This window comes from Acinetobacter sp. CIP 53.82, from assembly GCF_000369465.1.
GTDB lineage: Bacteria > Pseudomonadota > Gammaproteobacteria > Pseudomonadales > Moraxellaceae > Acinetobacter > Acinetobacter indicus.
The window spans coordinates 351,678-377,053 of sequence record NZ_KB850046.1 but is presented as its reverse complement, the minus strand read 5'-3'; the positions used below and the strand labels follow the sequence as shown (position 1 = coordinate 377,053).

The window sequence follows — 25,376 nt, the reverse complement described above, 5'->3', positions numbered from 1 at the left end:
TACATGATGACAACAAGCTATGCACATCTGCTCAGTCCATTACATTTAGGTTTTACTACCCTGAAAAACCGGGTGGTGATGGGGTCCATGCATACCGGTCTGGAAGACCGTTTTTATAATTATCCGAAACTGGCGGCCTATTTTGGTGAGCGTGCCAAAGGCGGCGTTGGCCTGATTATTACGGGCGGGATTTCCCCGAACCGTCAGGGCTGGTTATTACCGGCCGGCGGCACCATGAATACCTTGGGGGATATTGCACCGCATCGACTGGTGACACATGCGGTACATAAGCATGGCGCCAAAATCCTGTTGCAGATTCTGCATGCCGGCCGTTATGGCTATCAGCCTTTTGTGGTGTCGGCTAGCCCGATTAAATCGCCAATTTCACCATTTAAACCGCGCCAACTCAGCGATAAACAGATTTTAAACACCATTCAGGACTATGTGAAAACCGCCAGTCTGGCCAAAAAAGCCGGTTATGATGGCGTGGAAATCATGGGTTCTGAAGGCTATTTGCTAAACCAGTTTTTAAGCCGTCATGTCAATCAGCGCAATGACCGTTGGGGTGGCCCGATTGAAAACCGAATGCGCTTTGCTGTGGAAATTGTCAAAGCCATTCGTGCAGAAATTGGCGATAAGTTTATTATCTGTTTCCGTCTGTCGATGCTGGATCTGGTACATGATGGCAACACTATGGATGAAGTCATCACGGTAGCCAAAGCTTTGGAACAGGCCGGTGTGACTTTACTGAATACCGGTATTGGCTGGCATGAAGCGCGTATTCCGACCATTGTGACTTCGGTGCCGCGCGCGGCGTTTGTCGATTACACCGCAGCCGTGAAACAGCAAGTGTCGATTCCGGTGATTGCTTCTAACCGGATTAATATGCCAGATACGGCCGAAGAAATTCTGGCAGCGGGCAAAGCCGACATGATTCAGATGGCGCGTCCTTTACTGGCCGATGCTTTCTGGGTCAATAAAACAGCCACCAACCGGGTCGATGAAATCAATACCTGTATTGCTTGTAATCAGGCCTGTCTGGATCATACCTTTAAAAACCAGCGCGCGACCTGTCTGGTCAATCCGCGTGCTGCTTATGAAACCGAACTGGTCTATGTCAAAACCAAACAGCCAAAACGGATTGCCGTGGTGGGTGGTGGAGTCGCTGGTATGTCTGCTGCAACGGTAGCTGCAGGCCGTGGTCATCAGGTGACATTATTTGAAGCCAATGCCGATGTCGGCGGGCAGTTTAATCTGGCCAAAGTGATTCCGGGCAAAGAAGAATTCCACGAAACCATCCGCTATTTTAAGGTGCAACTGGAAAAAACCGGCGTAGATGTACGCCTGAATACCAAAGTCAACCGCGAGCAGCTGGAACGTGAAGGCTTTGATGAGGTGATTGTTGCCACTGGCGTGGTGCCGCGTGCACTCAACATTCCGGGCAGCGATTTACCACAGGTTCTGTCTTATGCCGAAGTACTCAATGGCGCGCCTGTCGGTCATAAAGTGGCGGTAATTGGCGCTGGCGGCATTGGCTTTGATGTGTCCGAGTTTTTATTAAAACCGGAGCAGCAGCCACAGCCGCAACCTGTGGAGGACTGGAAACGCGAGTGGGGCGTCGATTTAAATCCACACTATGTATCTGAAGGCGGTATGCAGGCACCGGAAATTCATCCCCCTGTGCGTGAAATTTATTTGTTGCAGCGTAAAACCACGCCATTGGGTGCCGGCTTAGGTAAAACCACCGGCTGGGTGCATCGTGCACAACTGAAAAAGCACGGCGTACGCATGTTACGCGGGGTGCAATATAAAGCCATTGGTGATGAAGGCTTATGGGTAGAAATGGATGGCCATGACCAGTTATTGCGAGTCGATACCGTGGTGGTCTGTGCCGGGCAGGAATCGGTCAAAGAGATTATGCCGGAAAATGGCCAGCAGACCTTGGCGCAGTATCACATTATTGGCGGGGCAAAACTGGCGGCGGAACTGGATGCCAAGCGCGCCATTCGCGAAGGTGCTGAATTGGCCGCCAAACTTTAAACATTTGATGAAACAATATTCATTTGAGTCACTTGAATGTAATTTTTACTTGTCAGATGGAAAAAAGCTTCGTATTATGGCGCACATGGAAGCGTGGCAGAGCGGTTTAATGCACCGGTCTTGAAAACCGACGAGGGTGTGAGTCCTCCGTGAGTTCGAATCTCACCGCTTCCGCCAAACAACACTGTCCAACATTGCTTAACGCAATATAAGCGATTGATTATATTGGTTAAAGTTGGAATACAACGGTACGACGCACGTTGACACTTGACGTAAATCGACGGTTATAAAGTAGTAAGAAATGTAGTAAGTTAAAACTTACTACATTTTTTTTTTGCGTGGTTTTTCTAATGGCACGTACTCAAAATAAGCTCACGGCACTACAAATTAAAAAACTTAAAGCTGATCCTCAAAAGAGCATAAAGATTGGTGATGGTGGAAATCTTTACTTTCGTGTGGCTTTGTTGCATAAATATGTAAGCATCTGATTTAAATAAATTTAATTTTGGATCAAAAAATAATCAAAACTTTTAAAATCATATAGTTATGAAATCTTTGTGCAACAAAGCCGGTTGAAACTAAGATGCATTGCATCAAATTATTAGGAGATAAACTCAGTGCAAGGAGTTTTGATAGCCAAGTGAATGAGATCCATGCACGTGTAGCAGTCCTTAACAGATTTACGGAATTAGGTCGCCCACTTACCCAAGTTACGCCTTAAATTTGGCTCAATTAGGGGCGCTTTGCATTTCAAATCTTTGTGCAACAAAGCCTGTCCCGTTGTCCGTTATAGGTCATTCGTCTTTTGCCGCCTCCCTGATGCCCGCATCACGGAGGCGATTTTATAAACGCTAGCGGTTTTGAGAGTGCCTGGAAATTATTGCACTTCTGGCGGGAAACCATCTTCATTCAGCGCCGCCACCAGCTGATCTACGCTGGCACTGCTGTCAACGGTCACGATTTTACTGTCCAGATCAATGTCAACTTTGGCATTCGGGTCCACATCCTGAATGGTGGCTGTCACACCGCGGGCGCAGCCGCCGCAAGTCATATTGGCAATATGCAGTTTCATTAAGATGCTCCATGAGTCATGTGAAGATGCTTTCAGTTTAAAGCTTGTCATGATGGGAAGGTCAAGCCAAATTTTTATGCGCAGAGACTTGACCTTCCCATGATGTCAATCTGTATGCTGTAGGGAAATCCGGGTATTGGCCGAGGTAGGGCATGAGCATCTCAAATTCATCTGCTGTTTTTCGTGAAACATTGTCTATTCAGGGCATGACCTGTGCTTCATGCGTAGGCCGGGTAGAAAAAGCCTTAAAAAAAGTGGATGGGGTCGAGCAGGCCAATGTCAATCTGGCCACCGAACAGGCCGTGGTTGAATCGTCCGCGCCACTTGACCGGGCTGCTTTGGTCAAAGCCATTGAGCGCGCCGGTTATGATGTGGTCGTCGCGGCACCCATCGAATTGTCAATTGACGGTATGACCTGTGCCTCCTGCGTGGCGCGGGTAGAAAAAGCCCTGAAAAAAGTGCCGGGTGTGCAGCAAGCCAATGTCAATCTGGCCACTGAGCAGGCCTGGGTCGAAGCGGATACTACGGTCAGTGCCGATAAACTGATTCAGGCCATCCGTAAGGCTGGTTATGATGCCCAGCTACAGACCACGACCACCACTGAACAGGCGGATCAGAAAGCCAGCGAGCAGCAGCAACTAAAACGTGATCTGTTAATTTCCCTGGTGCTGGCCATTCCGGTATTTGTGCTGGAAATGGGCTCGCATTTAATTCCGGCTTTTCATATGTGGGTCATGCATCAGATCGGGCAGATGCCGAGCTGGCTGTTGCAGTTCGTGTTGACCACGCTGGTATTGCTATTTCCGGGCCGGCGTTTTTATCAAAAAGGCATTCCGGCCTTGCTGCGTTTCGCGCCGGATATGAACTCGCTGGTGGCAGTCGGAACCCTGGCCGCATACAGCTTTTCGGTGGTGGCGACTTTTATGCCACAGCTGTTACCGGAAGGCACGGTCAATGTCTATTTTGAAGCTGCCGCGGTGATTGTAAGCCTGATTTTGCTGGGACGCTATTTTGAAGCCAAAGCCAAAGGCCGCACCTCGCAGGCAATTCAGCACCTGATCGGCATGCAGCCAAAAACCGCCCGCATTGTACGTAATGGCCAAAGTGTGGAAGTGCCGCTGGCTGAAGTCAGCTCGGGTATGCAGGTCGATATCCGCCCAGGAGAGCGGATTCCGGTGGATGGGGAAGTGCTGGACGGCCGCAGTTATGTCGATGAATCGATGATTAGCGGAGAGCCGCTGCCAGTAGAAAAAATGGCAGGCAGCGCCGTGGTGGGCGGCACCATCAACCAGAATGGCAGCCTGAGCATCCGCGCAACTGCGGTGGGGGCAGATTCGGTGCTGGCGCAAATTATCCGCATGGTCGAGCAGGCGCAAGGCTCCAAACTGCCCATTCAGGCGCTGGTCGATAAAGTCACCATGTGGTTTGTGCCAGCCGTAATGCTAATGGCTGTGCTGACCTTTCTGGTCTGGCTGATTTTTGGTCCTGAACCGGCGCTGACCTTTGGTCTGGTCAATGCTGTAGCGGTGCTGATTATTGCCTGTCCATGTGCTATGGGGCTGGCCACTCCAACCTCGATTATGGTCGGCACTGGACGTGGGGCAGAAATGGGCATTCTGTTCCGTAAAGGCGAAGCCTTGCAGCTGTTACAGGAAGCGCAGGTGGTGGCGGTAGATAAAACCGGCACCTTAACCGAAGGCAAGCCGCAACTGACCGATTTTCATGTACAGGCCGGTTTTGAGCAGACGCAATTATTAAGCTGGGTGGCGGCGGTAGAAGCCAAGTCGGAGCATCCGATTGCCTTTGCTATTGTCGAAGCCGCGCAGCAACAAGGCTTATCTTTACCAGCTGTGAGCGATTTTGATTCGATTGTCGGGTCCGGCGTGAAAGGGCAGGTCAATGGTCAATGGCTGCATATCGGGGCCGACCGTTATATGCATCAGCTGGGTTTAAGTACCACAGCCTTTGATCAGGTTGCGGTACGTTTGGGGCAGGAGGGAAAAACACCACTGTATGTGGCGGTAGAGGATCAACTGGCGGCCATCATTGCCGTGGCCGATCCAATCAAAGACAGCACCTTTGCCGCGATTGAAGCCTTGCATCAGTTGGGCGTAAAAGTGGCAATGATCACCGGCGATAACCGGCATACCGCCGAAGCGATTGCCCGGCAGCTAAAAATTGATACTGTGGTTGCCGAAGTTCTGCCGGAAGGCAAAGTCGATAGCGTACGTGAATTGCAGCAGCAATATGGCCGTCTGGCCTTTGTCGGCGATGGGATTAATGATGCCCCGGCGCTGGCACAGGCCGATGTCGGGCTGGCCATTGGCACCGGTACCGATGTAGCCATTGAAGCCGCCGATGTGGTGCTGATGTCCGGCAGTTTAAAAGGCATTCCCAATGCGATTGCTTTAAGTCAGGCCACTATCCGCAATATCCGCCAGAACCTGTTTTGGGCCTTTGTTTATAACGTGGCCTTAATTCCGATTGCCGCCGGCGTGCTGTATCCGCTGTGGGGCATTTTACTGTCGCCGATGTTTGCTGCAGGCGCAATGGCACTGTCATCCGTGTTTGTGCTGGGCAATGCTTTACGCCTGAAGCGCTTTGCCGCGCCGCTGCAATAGCCGTTGGCGTCAGGACATTTTCGGTTTAAGATCGGAGGCAGGTCTTAAACCGCCGTATTGAGCGAGAAGCATGTGAATATTGGTCAAGCCGCAAAGCAGTCGGGCATCTCTGCCAAAATGATCCGTTATTATGAAAGTATCGGCCTGCTCACGGCTGCCCAGCGCAGTGCTGCCGGTTATCGGGTCTATTCCGAGCAGGATTTAAAAACCCTGAATTTTATCCGTCATGCCCGCGAGCTGGGCTTTTCTACCGAGCAAATGAAAGAACTGATTTCGCTGTGGAAAAATAGCGGCCGCCAGAGTGCAGAAGTGAAAGCGCTGACCTTAAAACATATTGATGAGCTGAACCAGAAAATCCAGCGTTTACAGGACATGGTCAATTTGTTGCAGCAATCTGCGCAGCATTGTCAGGGCAATCACAGCGCGGAATGTGCCATTCTGGACCAGATTGAAAAAGGCGGATAAGCCAGTAAGCAGCAGGAATCGAATTGCAGGAGGATGAATCAATGCAGATTCATCCTCCTTTTTTATGCTTTATTTACGGATTTGAATGGCAAACTGAATCACATGCGACTTCCCCTGATGCAGCTGTCCTTCATGACGTTCCACTTCACCGACAAAGAAATGCAGCAGATGATCTTGCTGGAAGATCTCTAGAAAATCACGTGGATCATACAGCATGTCAGGATTGCCCGGGCCACCGGTGGCATAGGCCAGTTGTGCTTTGGAATAGACCTCGCCAATGAACCAGCCACCGGATTTCAGGCTATGACGCACGCCGTGCAGTAATTTCTGCTGGGTCGGCTGATTGACATGACCAAACACGCAAATCGCATGCTGAAACTGGTTTTCCGGCCATTCTACCTGACTTAAATCCACCGCGGCGGTGTCCAAGGTCAGCTGTTTGGCCTGGGCATGTTTTTGGGCTTTTTCAAGCGCAACAGTCGAATAATCCCAGAGTAGTCCGGCAAACGGCAGTTGCTGTTCACGGGCGCGCTCGGCCAGATAAATCAGGTTACGGCCTTCACCTTCAGCAATGCCCAGCGTAGCGCCAGAAATCGCTAACTGCTGGGCCATCTGCTGAATAAAAACGTTGGCCGCTTCGCCATATAAATGATCGGTGCTGTGGTAGCGTTCATCCCATGGATTGCTAAAGCGAGGTGTCATATGCAGGCCCTTCATTGGTTAAAAATAAACGGGGGAGAAGATTAAGACTGGCCTTGACTATAACATATTATAAAAACATATATTGTTTTATTCGGCTTCGGCAAGTTGTATTTGGGTGAAGCCTGATGGGCCGGCTTTGCTGCGGTTAATATTCAGTGTATTTACTGCAATAGCGCTTCATCCGCAGGGCCTTCAGGCGTTATCATGGACAGATCAAAGCATTGGATTGCCTTATGAAAATTATTGCCGATGAAAATCTGGCCTTTACCGATTATTTTTTTGCCGAGTTTGGTGAAATCTCCCATCGTCCGGGCCGGACCTTAACTGCGCAGGACCTGCACGATACCGAAGCCTTACTGGTGCGCTCGGTAACCAAGGTCAATGCCGAACTGATCCAGCACAGCAAGCTGCGTTTTGTGGGCAGTGCCACCATTGGTACCGATCATCTGGATATTGCCGCGCTGGAACAGCAGCAGATTCGCTGGTCCAATGCCGCCGGCTGTAATGCACAGGCGGTTGCCGAATATGTGATTACCGCCTTACTGCATGTGCGTCCAGCCTTACTGGAAGCAGGCCAGCAGTTCTGTCTGGGCATTATCGGACTGGGCAATGTCGGTTCGCGTTTGGCGGTAATGGCGGAACTGCTGGGCTGGAAAGTGGTGGCTTATGATCCTTTGGTGCAACGTGAAAGTGTGCAGCAACTGGCATTGGCAGACGTATTGGCTCAGGCCGATGCCATTTCGATTCATGTGCCGCTGACCAAAACCGGTCCGTATCCGACCTATCATCTGTTCAATGCCGAAACCCTGGCCCAGATGAAGCCGGATGCAATTTTAATTAACTCAGCGCGTGGTCCGGTGGTGGCAGAGCAGGCATTAATGACCGATATCCAGCAGACCGGGCGTGCGGTGGTGCTGGATGTATTTGAGCATGAACCGGAAATTTCTGCCGAATTATTACATCTGGTCACGTTGGTAACGCCGCATATTGCCGGTTACAGTCTGGAAGGCAAAGCCCGCGGCACACAAATGATTTATGCCGCTTTTTGTGAAGTCTTTGGGCAAGTGGCACATAAACGCTTTGAAAACCAGTTGCCGCCGTGCAGCGATTATTTTAGTGGTCAGCCGTTAAAAGCCGCACTGCAACAGCATCTGCCACAGATGTATGATATTGCCGCCGATGACGCCAAATTACGTGCCTGCTTGAAAGACGGCAAGGTCGATCAGCAGGCCTTTGACCATTTACGCAAGACTTATCCGCTGCGCCGTGAATGGGCTGCGCATGGAGGGCCGGCCGCATGAGCCTGAACTATCAGCCGACCTGTAGCCTTGAGGCCATGCGCGCCCGCGCCAAGATGTACGCCCAGATTCGCCAGTTTTTTGCTGAGCGCGAAGTGCTGGAAGTGGAAACGCCTATTTTATCGCAGGCCGGTGTCACCGATGTACATTTAAGCTCAGTACAGGCCAAGCGTCATGTATTGGGCCAGCAGCAGACGCATTATCTGCAAACTTCGCCTGAATTTGCCATGAAACGCCTGCTGGCCAGTGGCAGTGGCCCGATTTACCAGATCTGCAAGGTGTTTCGTGATGATGAGCACGGCCGCAAACACAATAGCGAATTTACCATGCTGGAATGGTATCGCCCGGGTTTTAGCCTGAAAGAGCTGATGTTTGAAGTCACCGATTTACTCAATCTGACCTTGGCACAGCGTTTTGGTGAAGTGCGTCCCACAGTACTGAGTTATAAACATGCTTTTATGGATCGGCTGGATCTGAATCCGCTGCAAGCGACATTGCAGGAACTGAAAGCCTGCTGTCAGCGTGTCGGGCTAAGCCTCGATTTAGGTGATGATCGTCTGGGCTATATCGACCTGTTGTTCTCGCATATGGTTGAGCCTAGTCTGGGCTTTGATACGCCGGTATTCCTGACTGATTTCCCGCCGGAACTGGCCTCACTGGCCAAAACTCGTGTCGATGAAGATGGCGAACTGGTTGCCGCCCGTTTTGAGCTGTACATTGAAGGGCTGGAACTGGCCAATGCCTATGATGAACTGGCCGATGCCGAGGTGCTCCGTGGCCGTTTTGAAGCCGACAATCAGGAGCGGGAAAAACTGGGCTTGCATGTGATGCCACTTGATGAATATCTGCTCAGTGCCTTGCCTCAGATGCCGCCATGTTCAGGTATTGCGCTGGGTATTGACCGTTTATTGATGATTGCAACCCAGCAGATGCGTTTGGAACAGGTGATTAGCTTTCCGGCCGAACGGTCTTAAGGCGGCTTCATCCAGATCAGCGCAGGGGATGGTTCATCCCTAGGAAATAAAAATACCCGTGTATAGCACGGGTATTTTTAATTTTATGACTCAATTTTAGCTTGCAGCGGTATATTCTGCTTTCAGCACTTCAATGGCTTTAATACGGCGCTGAATCAGCATTTCACCAATATCCGGGCCTTTAATCTCAGGCGGTAAATCCTGCGCTTTAATGCCGCGCACCACCTGCATGGCTTTTAGCACATAATCGGCCTGCGGATAGTCCCGATCTTCCATGCCTAAACGGCCACGCGAATCACATTCACAGGCCTGGACAAAGGCTTCTACCCGTTCCGGACGACGCAACACATCCAGACGCTGTAGCAGACGCCATAAGGTGCCCGGTTTCAAGGTCAGGGCCTGATGGCATTTTAAATGTTCCTTGCACACCGCCAGCGCCAGCTGTTTGGTATAGGTCGGCACTTTCAGGCGGTCACACAGGTCAGTAACCGGCTGAATACCACGTTCTTCATGCATGATATGACGCGGTAATTCATCGGCTGGGGTCAGGGCCTTGCCCAAGTCGTGCACCAGCACGGCAAAACGCACATCCAGACTGTAATTCTGGCGGCAGGCCTGTTGCAGGGACATTAAGGTATGCACGCCGCAGTCAATTTCCGGATGATATTCCGGGCGCTGTGGAATCCCAAACAGGGCATCAATTTCCGGAAACAAAACTTTTAAAGCACCGCAGCGACGCAGCACTTCAAAGTATTCATCGGCATGGTTTTCCTGTAGGGCACGTGCAGTTTCTTTCCAAACCCGTTCCGGGGTTAAAGCGTCCAGCTCGCCAGACGCTGCCAGCGTGCGCATCAGGGCCAGAGTTTCATCGGCCACACGAAAGCCCAGTGCTTTATAACGCGCGGCAAAACGGGCAATTCTGAGCACACGTAAAGGATCTTCAACAAAGGCGTCGGAAACATGACGCAGCACTTTTTGCGCCAGATCCTGCTGTCCACCATAAGGATCATAGACCTGGCCGTTTTCATCCATGGCCATGGCATTAATGGTCAGGTCACGACGGATTAAATCTTCTTCCAGTGTGACATTGGGGGCAGTATAAAACTCGAAACCATGATAGCCCTGACCGGCTTTACGTTCGGTACGGGCCAGTGCATATTCTTCTTTTGATTCAGGATGTAAAAACACAGGGAAATCTTTGCCCACGGGCTGATAGCCTTGGGCTAGAAGCTGTTCGGGTGTTGCTCCGACAACCACATAATCTTTTTCGTGATAGGGGTGCCCCAGCAAATGATCTCGCACCGCACCGCCTACTAAATAAACTTGCATGAAAAAACCTCTATTCTTGAGGTCATCATGCAACAGAATAGAGGTTTTCTCAAGTCAGAATGCCGAGCTTTTCACTCGGCATTCAGTTTTTATAGCGCGTCTTGTTCCGCTTGCTGAATTTCTGCCACGGTTAACGCAGTCATATTCACCACACGACGGGTGGTCGCTGTTGGCGTTAAAATATGTACCGGTTTCGCTGCGCCCAGCAAGATTGGACCAATGGTCACGTTGCTGCCTGAAGTCGATTTCAGCAGGTTAAACGAAATATTGGCTGCATCCAGGTTCGGCATAATCAGCAGGTTAGCTGAACCTTTGAAGCGTGAGTTCGGGAATGCGAAATGGCGAATATTTTCGTCCAGTGCCGCATCACCATGCATTTCACCTTCCACTTCAAGTTCTGGTGCAATCTCAGACAGAATATCAAACACTTTACGCATTTTTTGCGCGCTGGCATCGTTCTGGTCTGAACCAAAGCTTGAATGCGACAGCAGGGCAATACGTGGTGTTACACCAAAACGGCGTACTTCTTCAGCGGCCAGAATGGTCATTTCAGCCAGCTGTTCAGCGGTTGGATTACGGTTGATGTAAGTGTCGGCAATAAACAGGTTACGATCTTCCAGCATCAGGGCATTCAAGGTGAAGAAAGTATTGTGACCTTCTTTCAGACCAATGATATTGCTAACGAAGTCTAAGTGAATGTCGTAGCTTGAATAAGTACCACATAACATACCGTCAGCCAGACCGTGTTTCACCAGCATTGCGGCAATTAAGGTCGAGCGGCGACGTGCTTCACGCTGCGCATATTCAGGCGTTACACCTTTACGCTGCATGATGCTGTAGTAATCATCGGCGAATTTTTCGTAATCCGGGTTTTTCTCTTGGTCAACAATAGTGATATTCACACCATGTTCCAGACGTAAGCCCAGTTTCTTGATATTCGCTTCAATAACCGCAGTACGACCCACCAGAATCGGTTGCGCCAGACCTTCGTCCACTGCAATTTGTACTGCACGTAAAACGCGTAAGTCTTCACCTTCTGCATAGGCAATGCGTTTCGGATCGGTTTTCGCCTGTGCAAAAATTGGTTTCATCATAAACGCAGAGTTATATACAAACTCTGACAGACGTTGATGATAAGCCGAGAAGTCCTGAATTGGACGTGTTGCCACACCTGAATCCATCGCTGCTTTGGCGACCGCAGGAGCAATTTCAAGAATCAGACGCTGATCAAGCGGACGTGGAATTAAATAGTCACGACCAAATGAAGCAGATTTTTCACCATAGGATGCCGCATCTGCTTCTACGTGTGCCATACGTGCAATCGCGTGTACGCAGGCAATTTTCATTTCTTCGTTAATGGTGGTTGCACCGACATCCAGCGCACCACGGAAGATGTACGGGAAGCACAGCGCGTTATTCACCTGGTTCGGATAGTCAGAACGGCCAGTTGCCATAATTACATCATCACGTACTTCGTGGGCATGTTCAGGCAGAATTTCCGGGTCCGGGTTAGCCAGAGCGAAGATGATCGGATTAGCCGCCATCTGCTTGACCATTTCTTTGGTCAGAATACCGGCAGCAGAGAGACCGAGGAACATATCGGCTCCGGCAATCACATCGGCCAGTTGGGTCGCTTCAATATCCTGTACGTAGCGTTTTTTCGACTCGTCCAGACCTTCACGTTTAGTGGTCAATAGACCGCGCGAGTCCGCCACAATAATATTTTCTTTTTTCGCACCCAGGGCGCAAAGCAGATCCAGGCACGACAGGGCAGCAGCACCGGCACCTGAAGCCACAATCTTGATTTCGGCAATATTTTTGCCGTTCAGCTGTAGCGCATTCAGCAGCGCAGAACCGACGATAATTGACGTACCATGCTGGTCATCATGGAACACCGGAATGTTCATGCGTTCACGCAGTTTTTGCTCAATGTAGAAGCATTCTGGTGCCTTGATGTCTTCAAGGTTAATCCCGCCAAAGGTTGGTTCGAGTGCAGCAACGATATCAACGATTTTGTCTGGATCATTTTCAGCGATTTCAATGTCAAATACATCGACGCCGGCGAATTTCTTGAACAGAACGCCTTTACCTTCCATAACCGGTTTAGACGCTAAAGGACCGATGTTCCCTAAACCTAGTACAGCGGTACCGTTACTCACCACGGCAACCAGGTTGCCACGTGCTGTATACAGTGCTGCAGTAGAAGGATCTCGTTCAATCTCTAAACATGGTGCCGCGACACCAGGTGAGTATGCAAGCGCTAAGTCACGTTGGTTGACCAGCTGCTTACTTGGGGTAACGCTGATTTTACCTGGAGTAGGAAATTCGTGATAATACAAAGCCTGCTGTTTTAATGATTGATCGTCCATCTGAATCTCGTATGTTACTGTGTCCAGCGATGCTGGCGGTTTGTGCTAAATCTGCTCGAATATACCATTACTTACGCACTAAGCACAGTCAAAGCTGCGCATTTTTAGAACAAACTTAGAAGTTTAAGCTATAGATTAAGATTCACTAACAATAAGTGGTGTCTGCATTTTTTCACTCAGGAAGCGGGTCGCATCCTGTTGTGGCAGCGGTTTGGAGAATAAAAAGCCCTGGGCGATGTCGCAATCGAGCTTTCTGAGGTACTGAAGTTGATGTTCAGTTTCAATACCTTCAGCGACAATGGTCATGCCCATGGCAATTATGGCACTGACAATGGCTTCCTGCTTGCTGTGGCCAATCTTGGACACAAAGCTGCGGTCGATCTTTAAAACATCTATAGGAAAATCGGTTAAGTAAGAGAGGGAAGAATAACCGGTACCAAAATCATCCAGCGAAATATGAATATGGCGCTTCTTGATTTCTTCCAGAATATATTTGACCTCGTCGGTATTTTCCAGCAACGACGATTCAGTAATTTCCAGTTCCAGGCTTTCACCGGAAATATGATAGGTATTGAGCGCCTCATCAATATCTTCCAGAAAATGTCCGCGTTGTAGCTGCTGCGCCACAATATTGACCGAAACCCGGATGTTATCAAAGCCCAGTGCCTGCCAGTCCCGAATCTGCTTGGCGGTTTGCTGAATTACGATATGGCCAATCTCTGAAATCAGGCTGGTTTGCTCGGCAATTGGAATAAATAAGCCGGGTGGAATCAGGCCTTTTTCCGGATGGTTCCAGCGTACCAAGGCTTCAAAACCGGAGACCTGCTGATCATGGAAATTGATTTTTGGCTGGTAATAGACGATCAGCTCATCATTTTTAATGGCCTGACGTAAATCGCGCTCAATGTGCACGTCCTGCTCTAACAGCTTGGTGGTTTCCAGCGAATAGTATTTGGTGGTATTGCCACCGAGACGCTTGGCTTCCGACAGCGCCTGTTCGGCACAGTTGTTTAAATAATCCAGCTGCCGGCCATGTTCAGGATATAAAGACACGCCCATCGACAGGGTAATAATATGGTCCTGACCCTGGATATTAAACGGCGCCGAGAAGGCTTTGGTAATACGTTCGCAATGCTGCTGCACCGATGGGCGAATATGTGACAGCTCATAAATAATGGCAAAGTCATCGCCATTTAAATGCGCCACCAACAGCGCTTCGGCATTAATGAGGCGTAAACGCTGTGCCACCTGTCTTAGCAGTTCATCGCCGCCATTATGGCTTAAATATTCATTCAGCACCCGGAACCGGTCGATGTTCAGACGAATCACCGCCAGTTGTTTAATCGAATCCTGATGGGACACCAGATACTGATGCAGCTGATAGTTATAATAAAACCGGTTAGGCAGATCGGTCAGCGTGTCATAATTTTCCAGATAGGACAGGCGCTGTTCCTGCCGGCGGCGCTCGGTTAAATCCGAGACAATCCCGACATAATGGGTAGAGCGGTTCTGCTCATTGCTGACGGTATTCATGTGCAGGCGGATGGTCAGCTCTTTGCCCGACAGGTATTTTTCATCCATTTCGCCATCATATTCGCCTTCTTTGAGCAGTTGCTTGACAATGGCATTGTGCATACTGCGCTGCCGTGATTTGTAATTGCTGGCAATATCAAACAGATGTTTGCCAATAATCTGCTCGCGACTAAAGCCGGTCAGCTGTTCAAAGCACGGATTGACCTCAATATAACGCAGGTCCTCATTCAGAATAAAAATCCCTTCTGCTGCCTGCTGTAGTACGCTGGCGGTCAGTTTCAGGCGTTCCTGATCAGTTTTTTCCTGATGGATGTCACGGCGGATACCGACCATGCGTAATGGACGCCGGGTTTCGGGGTCACGCTCAATCACACGGCCAACATCATGTACCCAGACCCATTTGCCATTGCTTTGCTGTACCCGGTAGGTCACTTCATAGCGGTCGGTCTGGCCACGCAGATGCTGCTTCATGGTGTTACGAAAATGCGCCAGATCATCCGGGTGAATCAGTTGCTGCAGTTTGTGATGATGGGCTTTGGAGCCGGACATTTTCAGCTGCTGGTGTTCATTGGTCAGGGTAATCAGGCGATGCTTGATGTCCCAATCCCATGGTTTTAACCCGGCCACTTCATGCGCCAGCACCAGATTGGCCTGTTGATCTTGCAGGGCTTTATGGATTTGCTCCAGATCAAAGGTCCGCTCTTTCACTTTCTGTTCCAGCATCTGGTTATTAAACTGCAACTGCTGCTCAATGTCTTTGGAGCGGTTCATTTCCGTTTGCAGTTGCTGGCATAGCTGGTCGGTCCAGGCCACTTGCTGTTCGGCCTGTTTTTTCAGCTGATTATTCTTGAAATAGACGCTAGATAGCCGGCGATGCATGTGCATGGAGGTATTGGCACAAATCAGCAGACAGATTAAGGCAAAGTTGGTGGCCAGATAAAACAGCGGTTCGGTGTTGCTGTTAAAGAACAGTGGGGAAATTAAATACGGCACAATGGCCGGAATAAATACCAGCGAAAAATAGCTCAGGCGCTGGGTTAAAAAGGTGAGGGCAAAGGTCTGGCTAATAATCACCAGCAAAGCCGCCAGAATAATGGCCTGATAGGTGCTCATCTCCAGACTGTACTTCGGCAGGAAATAGTACAGCAGGGCAATGCCAATACCAAGGCTAATACCAACCAGCAGGCATACCAGCTTGATCCAGCGATGTGCCATTTGAATACTGTATTGACCGGGCTTAAAGCGCATTTCATTAAAGAACAGGCAGCCGGCCAGCCCCAGTTCACTCAGCAGGAACCAGGCATTAAACGCGAAAGTTGAAAAATTAAAAAAGTAGTGAAAAATAAAATAAATATAAAAACAGAGAATGAGGATGCTCAGCAAAAAGAAGCGCATCAGCCGGATTGTATTGGTGATTTGGGCAGCATACAAATACTGCTCCATGAGCTCATCCTGATGGTCTGACATATATCCCCAAAACCCTATAAATTACAGAGTATGTAAAAATCCATTTTATTTTATGAATAACCTGATATTAGGTGAAATTGTAAAATAATATTTTGAGATTAGTCAGTAAACTTTAAAAAAGCAATCATCTGACTCAGCATTCAGCTAAAAATAAGACGAATTACACGCTGAAGTTAAAATTTAAAATAGAAAGTGCGACCACAGGCGCAGTTTCAGTTCTTAACACGCGCTCGCCTATACACCAGTTCACAAAACCTTTCGTATTTGCGCTACTGATTTCAGCCTCGCTCAGGCCGCCTTCAGGCCCAATTAACAGGGCAAGTTCTGGCGTGGCATTGTGTAAGACATTCACTTCATCTTTGTTGGGTGCTAATACCAGTTTGGTGGCTGGCAGATCGGTATCGAGCCATTTTTCCAGCGACATCGGTGGGAGAATTTTAGGCACAATATTCAGACCACATTGCTCACAAGCAGCAATGGCGATACCTTGCCAGTGATCCAGTTTTTTCTGGTCACGGTCGTATTTCAGACGCATTTCGCAGCGTTCAGAGGTGAGGAGCTGAATCTCGGAAACGCCGAGTTCCACCGCTTTTTGAATGGCATAATCCATCCGGTCGCCCTTACTCATGACCTGACCGAGCAGGGCCTTGAATTTAGGTGTACGGTTGCCCGGATTAAAGCTGTTGACCATCACCGTTGCTGTTTTTTTCTGGACGTCGGTAAGGGTCACTTCATATTCGCCACCTTGTCCATTGAACAGGGTGGCTGTGTCGCCCACTTGTGCGCGCAGTACTTTACACCAATGGTGAAACACGGTTTCGGTCAGCGCGAGCTGCGTCTCAACCGTTAATTCAGCTTCAATATAAAAACGTGGCATAAAGTACAACTCGCAAAAAGAAAATTAGGCTAAACCAAGATCAGTCACAAGCTGACGGGTAGGCTCGGTATTGTTCATGGTGTAGAAGTGCAGACTTGGCGCACCACCTGCAATCAGGCGTTCACAGAATTTCAGCACCAGTACTATCGGCAAAGCGAATCAGGTTGCTGGCATTGGTAATTGGCATAATACCCGGCGCCACCGGAATATTGACACCGGCTTGCTGAATACGCTCAACAAAGTAGAAGTAGGCATCCGGATTGAAAAAGAATTGCGTTAAGGCTGCATTGGCGCCGGCATTTACTTTTTCAACAAAATGCTGAATATCTTTATCAAAGCTTTCCGCTTGTGGGTGCATTTCCGGATAGGCAGCCACTTCAATATGGAAATGATCACCGGAATGTTCACGAATAAAGCGGACTAGATCCTGTGCATATGGCAATTCACCCAAGCCAACCTGACCGGATGGCAAGTCACCACGCAGTGCCACAATACGGTCAATACCTTGTGATTTGTACAGGTCCAGCAATTCGGCAATACGGGCTTTATCATCACCAATACAAGACAGGTGAGGCGCAACCGGTGTGCCTTTGCCATTGAAGTCGTTAATGGTCGATAAGGTACGTTCACGAGTTGAACCACCAGCGCCATAGGTCACCGAGAAAAATTCTGGATTTAAAAGCTGAAGCTCTTGGTGTACGGTCTTGAGTTTTTCTGCACCGGCATCAGTTTTGGTTGGGAAGAACTCGAATGAAATCGGAATCTGTTTTGACATGTTGAAATCCTTTTTATAAATACTTTTTATTCACCCACTCCCTGACCTCTCCCAAAGGGAGAGGAGTATTCATTACTGAATAACGCAGAGTCTTGGCTCAAATTACTTAAATTTCACAAGTAAAACTCGTAATGTAAATGATTTGAGAGTTCCCCCTCTCCCTATGGGAGAGGGATGGGGTGAGGGCTAATTAATATTTATAAGCATCCGATTTAAACGGACCTTCAACCGCTACACCTAAGTAGTCCGCTTGTTCTTGCGTCAATTGCGTCAGAACGCCGCCAAAACCTGCAACCATTGCAGCTGCAACTTCTTCGTCCAATTTCTTCGGAAGCAGTTCAACGCGAATCGCGGCTTGTTTTTGATCTTCAGGAAGATCAGCAAATTTCTCAGCGAACAAGTGCATTTGACCTAAAACCTGGTTGGCAAATGAACCGTCCATCACGCGTGATGGGTGACCTGTTGCGTTACCCAGGTTCACTAAACGACCTTCAGACAGCAGGATCAGGTAATCGTTTTCATTTTCTGAACGATACACCTGGTGAACTTGAGGTTTCACTTCAACCCACTTGTAACCACGTAGGTAGTTGGTGTCGATTTCAGTGTCAAAGTGACCGATGTTACATACAACAGCACCTGCTTTTAATGTATCCAGCATGGCAGCGTCACAAACGTGGTAGTTACCCGTTGTTGTTACGATCAGGTCAGTGTTTAAAAGAAGGTCAGCGTTAACGTCTTCTTTCTTGCCGGTTTGAACACCATTTTTGTATGGAGAAACCACTTCATAACCGTCCATGCAGGCTTGCATTGCACAGATAGGATCGATTTCAGAAACACGTACGATCATGCCTTCTTGACGAAGTGATTGCGCAGAACCTTTACCTACGTCACCGTAACCAATGACCAGCGCACGACGACCAGATAAAAGCATATCGGTTGCACGTTTGATGGCATCGTTGAGTGAGTGACGGCAACCGTATTTGTTGTCGTTTTTAGACTTGGTTACTGAATCGTTTACATTGATTGCAGGTACTTTCAGAGAACCGTCTTTCCACATTTCAAGCAGACGTTGTACACCTGTGGTGGTTTCTTCAGTAATACCGTGGATTTTCGCCAAAACTTCTGGGTATTTTTCGTGAACAAGTGCAGTTAAGTCACCGCCATCGTCCAGAATCATGTTGGCATCCCAAGGCGTGCCATTCACGTTAATTTGTTGCTCTAAGCACCACACGTATTCTTCTTCAGTTTCACCTTTCCAAGCGAACACAGGAACACCAGACGCAGCAATGGCAGCAGCAGCGTGGTCTTGAGTCGAGAAGATGTTACAAGAGGTCCAGCGTACTTCAGCGCCAAGTTCAACCAAAGTTTCGATCAGAACTGCTGTTTGGATTGTCATGTGGATACAACCCAGGATTTTAGCGCCCGCAAGTGGTTTAGCCGCAGAGTAGCGTTTACGCAGACCCATCAGGGCTGGCATTTCAGCTTCTGCAAGTTTGATTTCTTTACGACCGAAGTCTGCTAAAGTGATGTCTGCTACTTTGTAATCAGTAAATGAAGCATTAACCGCGTTCATCACGATCTCCTTAATAAAAACAATTGATCATTCAGTTCGCGGATGCCGTTGTTGATCAAAGCGGATGTTTGACCGATGGTCGAGCCTAGCGCTTTTACATTTCGTACCTGTAAAACGTCGCAGCATCCCTCGACTAGCGCAGTATTGTACTTGGAAATTGCCCAGAGTTCCAATCTGAAATTGTTGAATATCTGGCTAAACTGTTCCGGTTTCTCGCTGTAGTGTTCTTTGATCTCCAAAACAATTAAAAATTCCGGCTAATCCAGCGCCTATCTCCATGCATCAATATAAAAAAGCCCATCATCTGATGAGGTTTTGATCGGGTTGAATGGGTTAATCGGCAGCTTTGGCTTTTTCGGCCCAGTAATCTGCCTGTGCTTCATTAATCTCGACCCCCAGGCCATGTTCATAAATACAAGCCAAATCGCGCATGGCCTGTGCATCACCGAGTTCAGCCGCTTGCTGAACCAAATTTACCGAGGTCGGAATATCTTTTTCTACCACATTCCCACGACGATAATAGCCAGCCAGCTCCAGAATTGCGCCTGCATGTTTCTGTTCGCTTGCTTGTTTCAACCAGTAATAGGCTAACTCAAAGTGAGTTTTGGAATCTTCAGGATCATCTTCCTGCACGTCTTTGGCATAAACGGTGTAGCCTTCGCCCAACCAGTACATGGCTTCCAAATGACCATTTTCAGCGGCTTTTAAGGCCCATTCTTCAGCCAGCAGATTGTCATCTTCATACTCGCTTTGCATATACAATTCAGCCAGCTCAAACTGGGCATCGGCTTGGCCTGCAAGCGCACGGTTAATCAGGGCGGGAGGAACTGTGATGGCGTCCGACATGGTCATATCCAGAAAATATTTGCTACAAGCCTAAAAGGTCTGTCGGAAAAAAGCCAATCTGAAATGAAATGTTTTGAGTCATAGCGCAAAATTGCTCGCTAAATTGCGGTAATTTTAAACTTTTAAAATATCAGTATAGTGCAAGTGACTATATAAAATTACAACAATTGTCTTATATTTTAACCCTAAATTCTCCGAAGATAAGATTTTAAACGGTTATAAAAATGGAGTTTCTATGCAGCTCACTAAAATCTGTCTTAGCTTGGGGTTAGCCATGAGTATCTCTCAGTTTGCTTTTGCAGATTGGGTGGATGATGCCGCTACAAAAGTCGAGCAGCATACCATTCAATTGCGTCATCATATTCACGCCAATCCTGAACTTGGCAATATGGAATTTAAAACGTCGGAACTGGTGCAAAAAGAATTACGTTCTTACGGCATTGAAGTGAAAAAAGGCTTTGCCAAAACCGGTGTGATTGGCGTATTAAAAGGTGCAAAACCGGGTCCAATTATGGCCTTGCGTGCCGATATGGATGCCTTGCCGATGGAAGAAAAAGCCCAAGTGCCTTTTGCCAGTAAAGCCAAAGGTATTTATCAGGGTGCAGAAACACCGGTCGCACATGCCTGCGGACATGATACCCACACTGCCATGCTATTAGGTGCGGCTAAAGCATTGGCAGAGAATAAAGATAAAATTGCCGGTACCGTGGTCTTTGTATTTCAGCCTGCGGAAGAAGGTGGTGCCGATATTGATAACTTCCTGAATGGTGATCAGGTCGGTGCACGTAAAATGATTGCCGATGGCGCGCTGAATAATCCAAAACCTGAAGTGATTTTTGGGATGCACGTGATGGCAGGTATGCCAAGTGGCAATATTTTCTATAAAGATGGTGTGGCTTTAAACAGTGCCGACAATATTCGAGTGACTTTAACCGGTCAGCAGGTACATGGTTCAATGCCGTGGAAAGGACGTGATTCTATTGTCGCCGCGGCTGATATTATCCAGAATTTACAGACCATGGTGTCGCGCCGTGCCGACTTGAGTAAAGGCATGGGCGTGGTTAGTATCGGGCAGATTCAGGGTGGTACCAGTGGTAATATCTTGCCTGAACAGGTTTCGATGATCGGAACCATTCGTTCCAATCATGAAGATATCCGTCAAAGCATCTACAAAAACCTGCCAACCATGATTGATCACACCGCGCAAGCCAATGATGTAAAAGCCAAAGTGGAAATTTCACCGTATGCGCCGGTCACCACCAATGATAAAACCTTAACTGAATTGATGGCGCCATCTTTAATTCAGGCCGCGGGTGAAGGTAAGGCGCATGTTTTAGAACATAACCAGAGCGCCAGTGAAGACTTTTCTTATTATGGCCAGCTGATGCCATCTTTATTTGTATTCCTGGGTGCGACACCAGCTGATCAGGATATGAGTAAAGCCGCACCGAACCATAACCCGTACTTTATTGTCGATGATAAAACCTTAAAAACCGGGGTAGAGTCGCATATGCGTTTTATTCTGGATTATCCAAAAGTTGCCAGCCAGGTACAAAGTGCATGGAAGGCTAAAAAATAATGGTCTTGAACCTATAAAACTCAAGAGAAAAACGGAGCAAATCGGCTCCGTTTTTTATGGCTCATAGATAGAACAATCAAATATCCGCTTTGAAATATAAAATTGAGCAGGAGAGAGTTAGGTAATAACGATGGAAGTTTAACGGAACCCATATATCAAAATAGCCTAAGTTATTTAATCTCTTTTACCTCTCAGAACCTGATCATGCGTTAATTATAAAATGAAGATTAAATATTCCTTGTTTGCGTCTGTTATGACTTAGAGAGAAAACCAGGATAAGGGAGTTTTTGATTTATCAGAGGATGGATAACAGCAGTCGATGTAAACCAATTCATCTTTAATTTAAATTACTTACAAAAATAGAGTTGAGCGGAGCCGTAGCATTTTTTAAGTTAGACCCATACAACGGAACAAAAAAAAGAGAAGAAAAAAATGGTGAACTTTCTAACCGCAGAAGATGCAAAAGTGCTTTCGGCGCATGCCAATCTGGACATCAACCTGTATAAAGCGCGTTTAGCCAGTTTAATTGAAGAGAATGCCAAGCAGGGCAACACTGCAGTATTTACGGTATTGCCCAAACATTTGCCTTTGGAAGAAATTCGCAATCTCTCTGCCGAACTGACCCAGCTTGGTTATCAGGTACGTTTTGAAGTCAGTGAATTCTTTTACAGCTTTAATGTGTACTGGATTTAAACTCGCCCGACAATTTACGCGTTGGCCTGATAGTCCTGAATGACTTCTAACGCTGCACGGAAGGCTTCTTGCGTGGCCGGTGCGCCGCAATAGGGCAGGCTATGCAGTAGTACTTCCTGAATTTCTTCCACTGTCGCGCCATTATTTAAAGCCCCGCGTACATGACCTTTTAATTCAGTCGGGCTTTTGAGCGCAGTTAAAAAGGCAATTGTCACCAGTGAACGATATTTGCGCGGCAATACATCTTCACGTTGCCAGGTAGAACCCCAGGCATGTTCATTAATCCAGTCCTGCAAAGGCTGGGTAAACGGCACAGTATTGTCCTGCGCACGTTTCACAAAACTTTCACCCATGACTTCTGTACGTACTTTTAAACCATTGTCATAATCTTGTTGTGACATCTTGTTTCCCTCAATATTGTTTTCGATGTAGCTTAACGGCTTATGTAGTCTATACCATTGGAAGATGGTCGTAGAATGCCTGTCAGAAGTGTCATTTCCAGTCCATAAAAAAGTGGCCTGAAAGCCACTTTATTCAATATTCAGCATATAACTAAAAACGGATAAACGGTTCCGGATCCTCTTTATGATGATCTGTGGCCAGTTGTGCGGTGCCACCGGTTTTCGGTTCTGCTGAAGTTGCCGGAGGATGAGCTTCCGTATCGACACCTAAAGGTTCAATTAAATGCGGATTGTCTAGTGGCAGGGTCTGTTCCAGCTGCATATCGAAGATATCGGTCAGAATACTGTCAAAGCGCTGCGCGTTATAACTGAGTAGCTGGCTAGCTTCTTCGGGTTGAATCGCGCCGGTATTTAGGGCATCGGCAATGTGTTCTTCAAAACTGAGGCCATCAAAACTGCCTTTGGCTTCAGCTTTTTTAAAGCGATCCCACAGCGGTTCAATCTCGGTTAAGCTCTGGAAGGTACTTTCCATCCGGCCAAAGACATCGTCCGGGTCCGTGTTATAGAAAACATGCTGTTTCAGCTGCTGGCGAAAAGCATTGTCCTGCATCATGCTCATGGCCACATCACGTTTCAGCTGATCGCTTGGTGGCTGCAAGGCACGGCCCCACGGGAAGCAGATCAATTTCACGACGCCAGCCGCCAGCTGCATAGGGAAATTATTGAACAGTCCAAAGAAGGCTTCTTGTGCATTAAACAGTGCTTTGTCTAAAGCCAGTTGCGCATGCAGTTGCTCATCTGCGGTTTTTTGCCCATGTGCATAGTATTTTAAGATGGCGGTGGCAATAAACAGCTGCGCATGAATATCGGCCAGGCGTCCGGACAGCATTTCCTTGCGTTTAATATCACCGGCCAATAAACCCAGACACATATCGGCAGTCAGGGCAAAGGCCGCACTAAAACGGTTGATGGTTTTGTAATAAGGCCGGCTAAATTCATCGGCTTGTTGCGGAGCATCGGATGAACCGCCAAACCAGCCAAAGGCAAATGCGCGCGCAGTCCGGTTAAAGGTATAACCGAGATGATGGTAGAACAGTTCATTAAATTGTGTCAGCGCGGCATCTTTATCAGGGGCTTGTAGCAGTTGTAATTCTTCATACAAATACGGATGGCAACGCATCGAACCCTGGCCAAAAATCATCAGCGAGCGGCTTAAAATATTGGCCCCTTCAACGGTAATGGAAACTGGAATGGCCTGATAGGTCAGCGCCAGAAAGTTCCGTGGACCCAACTGGATGGCGCGGCCACCGACCACATCCATACCATGATTAACCACACGGCGCATAGACTCTGTGGCATAGTACTTGGCCATCGCGGTCATCACGGCAGGTTTGCCGCCCTGATTCAGTCCACAGGTCACCAGATAGCGAAAGGCTTCCAGCATATAGGTTTCACTGGCAATATCACTGGTGACTTCCTGTACGCCTTCAAATTTCCCCACCGACAACTTGAATTGCTGGCGGATTCGCGCAAAAGCGCCGACATTTAAATAGGTCATTTCCCCGGCAGCGGTTGACAGTGCCGGTAAGGAAATCCCGCGACCGACGGCCAGACATTCCATTAACATGCGCCAGCCTTTACCGGCATTTTCCACACCACCGATAATCCAGTCGAGTGGAATAAACACATCCTGACCTTCGACCGTGCCATTCATAAATGGTGAACCGGGATGATGGCGCGGCCCGACTTTCACTCCGGCGTGATTGGCCGGCAGCAGCGCACAGGTAATGCCGTAGTCGGTTTTAGTCTTATCGCCGAGTAAGCCTTCCGGATCATACAGTTTAAAAGCCAGACCAATCACGGTGGCAATGGGTGCCAATGTAATCCATCGTTTGGAGAAATTCATTTTCAGACCCAGTACGTGCCGGCCTTCAAACTGGCCATAGCAGACCACGCCGGTATCTGGGATGGCACCGGCATCGGAACCGGCTTCCGGGCTGGTCAGACCAAAGCAGGGAATTTCTTCGCCTTTGGCCAGACCGGGCAAGTAGCGTTTTTTCTGCTCATCTGTACCGTAGTGCAGCAGCAATTCACCCGGGCCTAAGGAATTGGGCACCATGCAGCTGACCGCGGCGGTTAAGGAGCGCGAGGCAATTTTGCTCATAATCCGGCTTTGCGCAAAAGAACTAAAAGCTTTGCCACCATATTCTTTGGGAATAATCAGGCCCAAAAATCCATGGGTTTTAATAAACTGCCAGGTTTCAGGAGATAAATCTTTGTGCTTATGATGGATTTCCCATTCATCCAGCATACTGCACAACTGTTCCACTTCATTGTCTAAAAAGGATTGTTCCTCCGCACTGAGCGTAGGATAGGGATATTGCTCAAAGGTATCCCAGTTGGGCGCGCCCATAAACAGCTCTTTTTCCCACCAGCTGGTGCCGGCATCCAGTGCTTCACGTTCGGTGCTGCTCATGCTTGGCATGGCTTGTGACAAAGCCTTATACGCGGGTTGGGTGATGATTTTCATGCGCAAGGCATCCACCATCACAATTATGCTCAGCACAATTAACGGAATGCCTAAAATTAAGGACCAGGGACTAATAAAAGCAGAGACAATACTGACCACAATCAGGGTCATGGCGCCGCTGTTGCGCGACAGCTGAAAGTAGAAAATCGCCCACAGTGTAAAAACAAGAATGACGATACTGAGTATAAAAAGCATTATTGTATTTCTCCCGGCTGCTACAGCATCACCGTGC

At 48.3% G+C, this 25,376-nt stretch carries 18 protein-coding genes, 1 tRNA gene and 2 pseudogenes; 10 read left to right on the top strand and 11 right to left on the bottom strand.

Annotated elements, in window-relative coordinates; all coding sequences use genetic code 11:
• Positions 1–3: 3 nt before the first annotated feature.
• From F905_RS07430 to F905_RS15415, 4 genes and pseudogenes are all read left to right on the top strand, one after another.
• Positions 4–2,040: an NADPH-dependent 2,4-dienoyl-CoA reductase gene (locus F905_RS07430; RefSeq protein ID WP_171065087.1), complete on the top strand. Its 2,037-nt coding sequence runs from the start codon at positions 4–6 to the stop codon at positions 2,038–2,040.
• Positions 2,041–2,127: 87 nt separating this feature from the next.
• Positions 2,128–2,217 (top strand) — tRNA-Ser (locus tag F905_RS07425).
• Positions 2,218–2,390: 173 nt separating this feature from the next.
• Positions 2,391–2,528 carry an Arm DNA-binding domain-containing protein gene (locus F905_RS15420; RefSeq protein WP_155756626.1) on the top strand — a complete coding sequence of 46 codons (138 nt, stop codon included), beginning with the start codon at positions 2,391–2,393 and terminating at the stop codon, positions 2,526–2,528.
• Between the two features lie 83 nt (positions 2,529–2,611).
• A pseudogene (locus F905_RS15415) lies at positions 2,612–2,761 on the top strand (IS5/IS1182 family transposase); the annotation flags it as partial.
• A 156-nt stretch (positions 2,762–2,917) separates the two neighbouring features.
• Here F905_RS15415 and F905_RS07420 read toward each other — a convergent pair.
• The gene (locus F905_RS07420) at positions 2,918–3,112 is read right to left on the bottom strand and encodes a heavy-metal-associated domain-containing protein (protein WP_005179178.1); all 195 of its coding nucleotides are present in this window, start codon (positions 3,110–3,112) and stop codon (positions 2,918–2,920) included.
• Between the two features lie 152 nt (positions 3,113–3,264).
• On the opposite strand from F905_RS07420, the gene F905_RS07415 reads away from it, so the two are divergent.
• Positions 3,265–5,733 carry a heavy metal translocating P-type ATPase gene (locus tag F905_RS07415; protein ID WP_005179175.1) on the top strand — a complete coding sequence of 823 codons (2,469 nt, stop codon included), beginning with the start codon at positions 3,265–3,267 and terminating at the stop codon, positions 5,731–5,733.
• Between the two features lie 72 nt (positions 5,734–5,805).
• Positions 5,806–6,198 carry a Cu(I)-responsive transcriptional regulator gene (cueR, locus tag F905_RS07410; protein WP_005179173.1) on the top strand — a complete coding sequence of 131 codons (393 nt, stop codon included), beginning with the start codon at positions 5,806–5,808 and terminating at the stop codon, positions 6,196–6,198.
• Positions 6,199–6,267: 69 nt separating this feature from the next.
• Here cueR and F905_RS07405 read toward each other — a convergent pair whose 3' ends face one another.
• Positions 6,268–6,900, bottom strand: coding sequence for a class I SAM-dependent methyltransferase (locus F905_RS07405; RefSeq protein ID WP_005179171.1), 633 nt, complete (start codon positions 6,898–6,900; stop codon positions 6,268–6,270).
• 233 nt (positions 6,901–7,133) lie between these two features.
• On the opposite strand from F905_RS07405, the gene F905_RS07400 reads away from it, so the two are divergent.
• A complete protein-coding gene (locus F905_RS07400) occupies positions 7,134–8,201 on the top strand; it encodes a 4-phosphoerythronate dehydrogenase (protein ID WP_005179168.1) in 1,068 nt (355 codons plus the stop codon).
• Complete coding sequence (gene epmA, locus F905_RS07395; protein WP_005179165.1) at positions 8,198–9,172, top strand: EF-P lysine aminoacylase EpmA; 975 nt, start codon at positions 8,198–8,200, stop codon at positions 9,170–9,172. The genes F905_RS07400 and epmA overlap by 4 nt, the downstream gene beginning before the upstream one ends.
• Before the next feature lie 96 nt (positions 9,173–9,268).
• Here the strand turns inward: epmA and F905_RS07390 are convergent, their stop codons facing one another.
• From F905_RS07390 to F905_RS07355, 7 genes and pseudogenes are all read right to left on the bottom strand, one after another.
• A complete protein-coding gene (locus F905_RS07390; RefSeq protein WP_005179163.1) occupies positions 9,269–10,501 on the bottom strand; it encodes a multifunctional CCA addition/repair protein in 1,233 nt (410 codons plus the stop codon).
• 89 nt (positions 10,502–10,590) lie between these two features.
• Entirely contained in the window at positions 10,591–12,870 is a 2,280-nt protein-coding gene (locus tag F905_RS07385; RefSeq protein ID WP_005179160.1) for an NADP-dependent malic enzyme, read from the bottom strand.
• Between the two features lie 135 nt (positions 12,871–13,005).
• Positions 13,006–15,870 (bottom strand): EAL domain-containing protein, encoded by a 2,865-nt coding sequence (locus tag F905_RS07380; protein WP_034597855.1) that lies wholly within the window; start codon positions 15,868–15,870, stop codon positions 13,006–13,008.
• A 160-nt stretch (positions 15,871–16,030) separates the two neighbouring features.
• Positions 16,031–16,747 (bottom strand): 16S rRNA (uracil(1498)-N(3))-methyltransferase, encoded by a 717-nt coding sequence (locus F905_RS07375; RefSeq protein WP_005179155.1) that lies wholly within the window; start codon positions 16,745–16,747, stop codon positions 16,031–16,033.
• A gap of 24 nt (positions 16,748–16,771) precedes the next feature.
• A pseudogene (locus tag F905_RS07370) lies at positions 16,772–17,522 on the bottom strand (methylenetetrahydrofolate reductase).
• A 190-nt stretch (positions 17,523–17,712) separates the two neighbouring features.
• Positions 17,713–19,095 (bottom strand): adenosylhomocysteinase, encoded by a 1,383-nt coding sequence (ahcY, locus tag F905_RS07365; RefSeq protein WP_005179150.1) that lies wholly within the window; start codon positions 19,093–19,095, stop codon positions 17,713–17,715.
• 333 nt (positions 19,096–19,428) lie between these two features.
• Positions 19,429–19,941: a tetratricopeptide repeat protein gene (locus tag F905_RS07355; protein ID WP_005179148.1), complete on the bottom strand. Its 513-nt coding sequence runs from the start codon at positions 19,939–19,941 to the stop codon at positions 19,429–19,431.
• 235 nt (positions 19,942–20,176) lie between these two features.
• On the opposite strand from F905_RS07355, the gene F905_RS07350 reads away from it, so the two are divergent.
• Both F905_RS07350 and F905_RS07345 read left to right on the top strand, forming a co-directional pair.
• Positions 20,177–21,520 (top strand): amidohydrolase, encoded by a 1,344-nt coding sequence (locus tag F905_RS07350; protein WP_005179145.1) that lies wholly within the window; start codon positions 20,177–20,179, stop codon positions 21,518–21,520.
• A gap of 432 nt (positions 21,521–21,952) precedes the next feature.
• Positions 21,953–22,213 (top strand): hypothetical protein, encoded by a 261-nt coding sequence (locus F905_RS07345; protein WP_005179143.1) that lies wholly within the window; start codon positions 21,953–21,955, stop codon positions 22,211–22,213.
• A gap of 14 nt (positions 22,214–22,227) precedes the next feature.
• Here F905_RS07345 and F905_RS07340 read toward each other — a convergent pair whose 3' ends face one another.
• Entirely contained in the window at positions 22,228–22,614 is a 387-nt protein-coding gene (locus F905_RS07340) for a carboxymuconolactone decarboxylase family protein (RefSeq protein ID WP_005179142.1), read from the bottom strand.
• A gap of 151 nt (positions 22,615–22,765) precedes the next feature.
• Entirely contained in the window at positions 22,766–25,339 is a 2,574-nt protein-coding gene (locus tag F905_RS07335; protein ID WP_005179141.1) for an acyl-CoA dehydrogenase, read from the bottom strand.
• Positions 25,340–25,376 lie beyond the last annotated feature (37 nt).

Coding starts and splice junctions, on each gene's coding strand:
- F905_RS07430 (WP_171065087.1), top strand. CDS start 4: ATGATGACAACAAGCTATGCACATCTGCTCAGTCCATTACATTTAGGT.
- F905_RS15420 (WP_155756626.1), top strand. CDS start 2,391: ATGGCACGTACTCAAAATAAGCTCACGGCACTACAAATTAAAAAACTT.
- F905_RS07420 (WP_005179178.1), bottom strand. CDS start 3,112: ATGAAACTGCATATTGCCAATATGACTTGCGGCGGCTGCGCCCGCGGT.
- F905_RS07415 (WP_005179175.1), top strand. CDS start 3,265: ATGAGCATCTCAAATTCATCTGCTGTTTTTCGTGAAACATTGTCTATT.
- F905_RS07405 (WP_005179171.1), bottom strand. CDS start 6,900: ATGACACCTCGCTTTAGCAATCCATGGGATGAACGCTACCACAGCACC.
- F905_RS07400 (WP_005179168.1), top strand. CDS start 7,134: ATGAAAATTATTGCCGATGAAAATCTGGCCTTTACCGATTATTTTTTT.
- epmA (WP_005179165.1), top strand. CDS start 8,198: ATGAGCCTGAACTATCAGCCGACCTGTAGCCTTGAGGCCATGCGCGCC.
- F905_RS07390 (WP_005179163.1), bottom strand. CDS start 10,501: ATGCAAGTTTATTTAGTAGGCGGTGCGGTGCGAGATCATTTGCTGGGG.
- F905_RS07385 (WP_005179160.1), bottom strand. CDS start 12,870: ATGGACGATCAATCATTAAAACAGCAGGCTTTGTATTATCACGAATTT.
- F905_RS07380 (WP_034597855.1), bottom strand. CDS start 15,870: ATGTCAGACCATCAGGATGAGCTCATGGAGCAGTATTTGTATGCTGCC.
- F905_RS07375 (WP_005179155.1), bottom strand. CDS start 16,747: ATGCCACGTTTTTATATTGAAGCTGAATTAACGGTTGAGACGCAGCTC.
- ahcY (WP_005179150.1), bottom strand. CDS start 19,095: ATGAACGCGGTTAATGCTTCATTTACTGATTACAAAGTAGCAGACATC.
- F905_RS07355 (WP_005179148.1), bottom strand. CDS start 19,941: ATGTCGGACGCCATCACAGTTCCTCCCGCCCTGATTAACCGTGCGCTT.
- F905_RS07350 (WP_005179145.1), top strand. CDS start 20,177: ATGCAGCTCACTAAAATCTGTCTTAGCTTGGGGTTAGCCATGAGTATC.
- F905_RS07345 (WP_005179143.1), top strand. CDS start 21,953: ATGGTGAACTTTCTAACCGCAGAAGATGCAAAAGTGCTTTCGGCGCAT.
- F905_RS07340 (WP_005179142.1), bottom strand. CDS start 22,614: ATGTCACAACAAGATTATGACAATGGTTTAAAAGTACGTACAGAAGTC.
- F905_RS07335 (WP_005179141.1), bottom strand. CDS start 25,339: ATGCTTTTTATACTCAGTATCGTCATTCTTGTTTTTACACTGTGGGCG.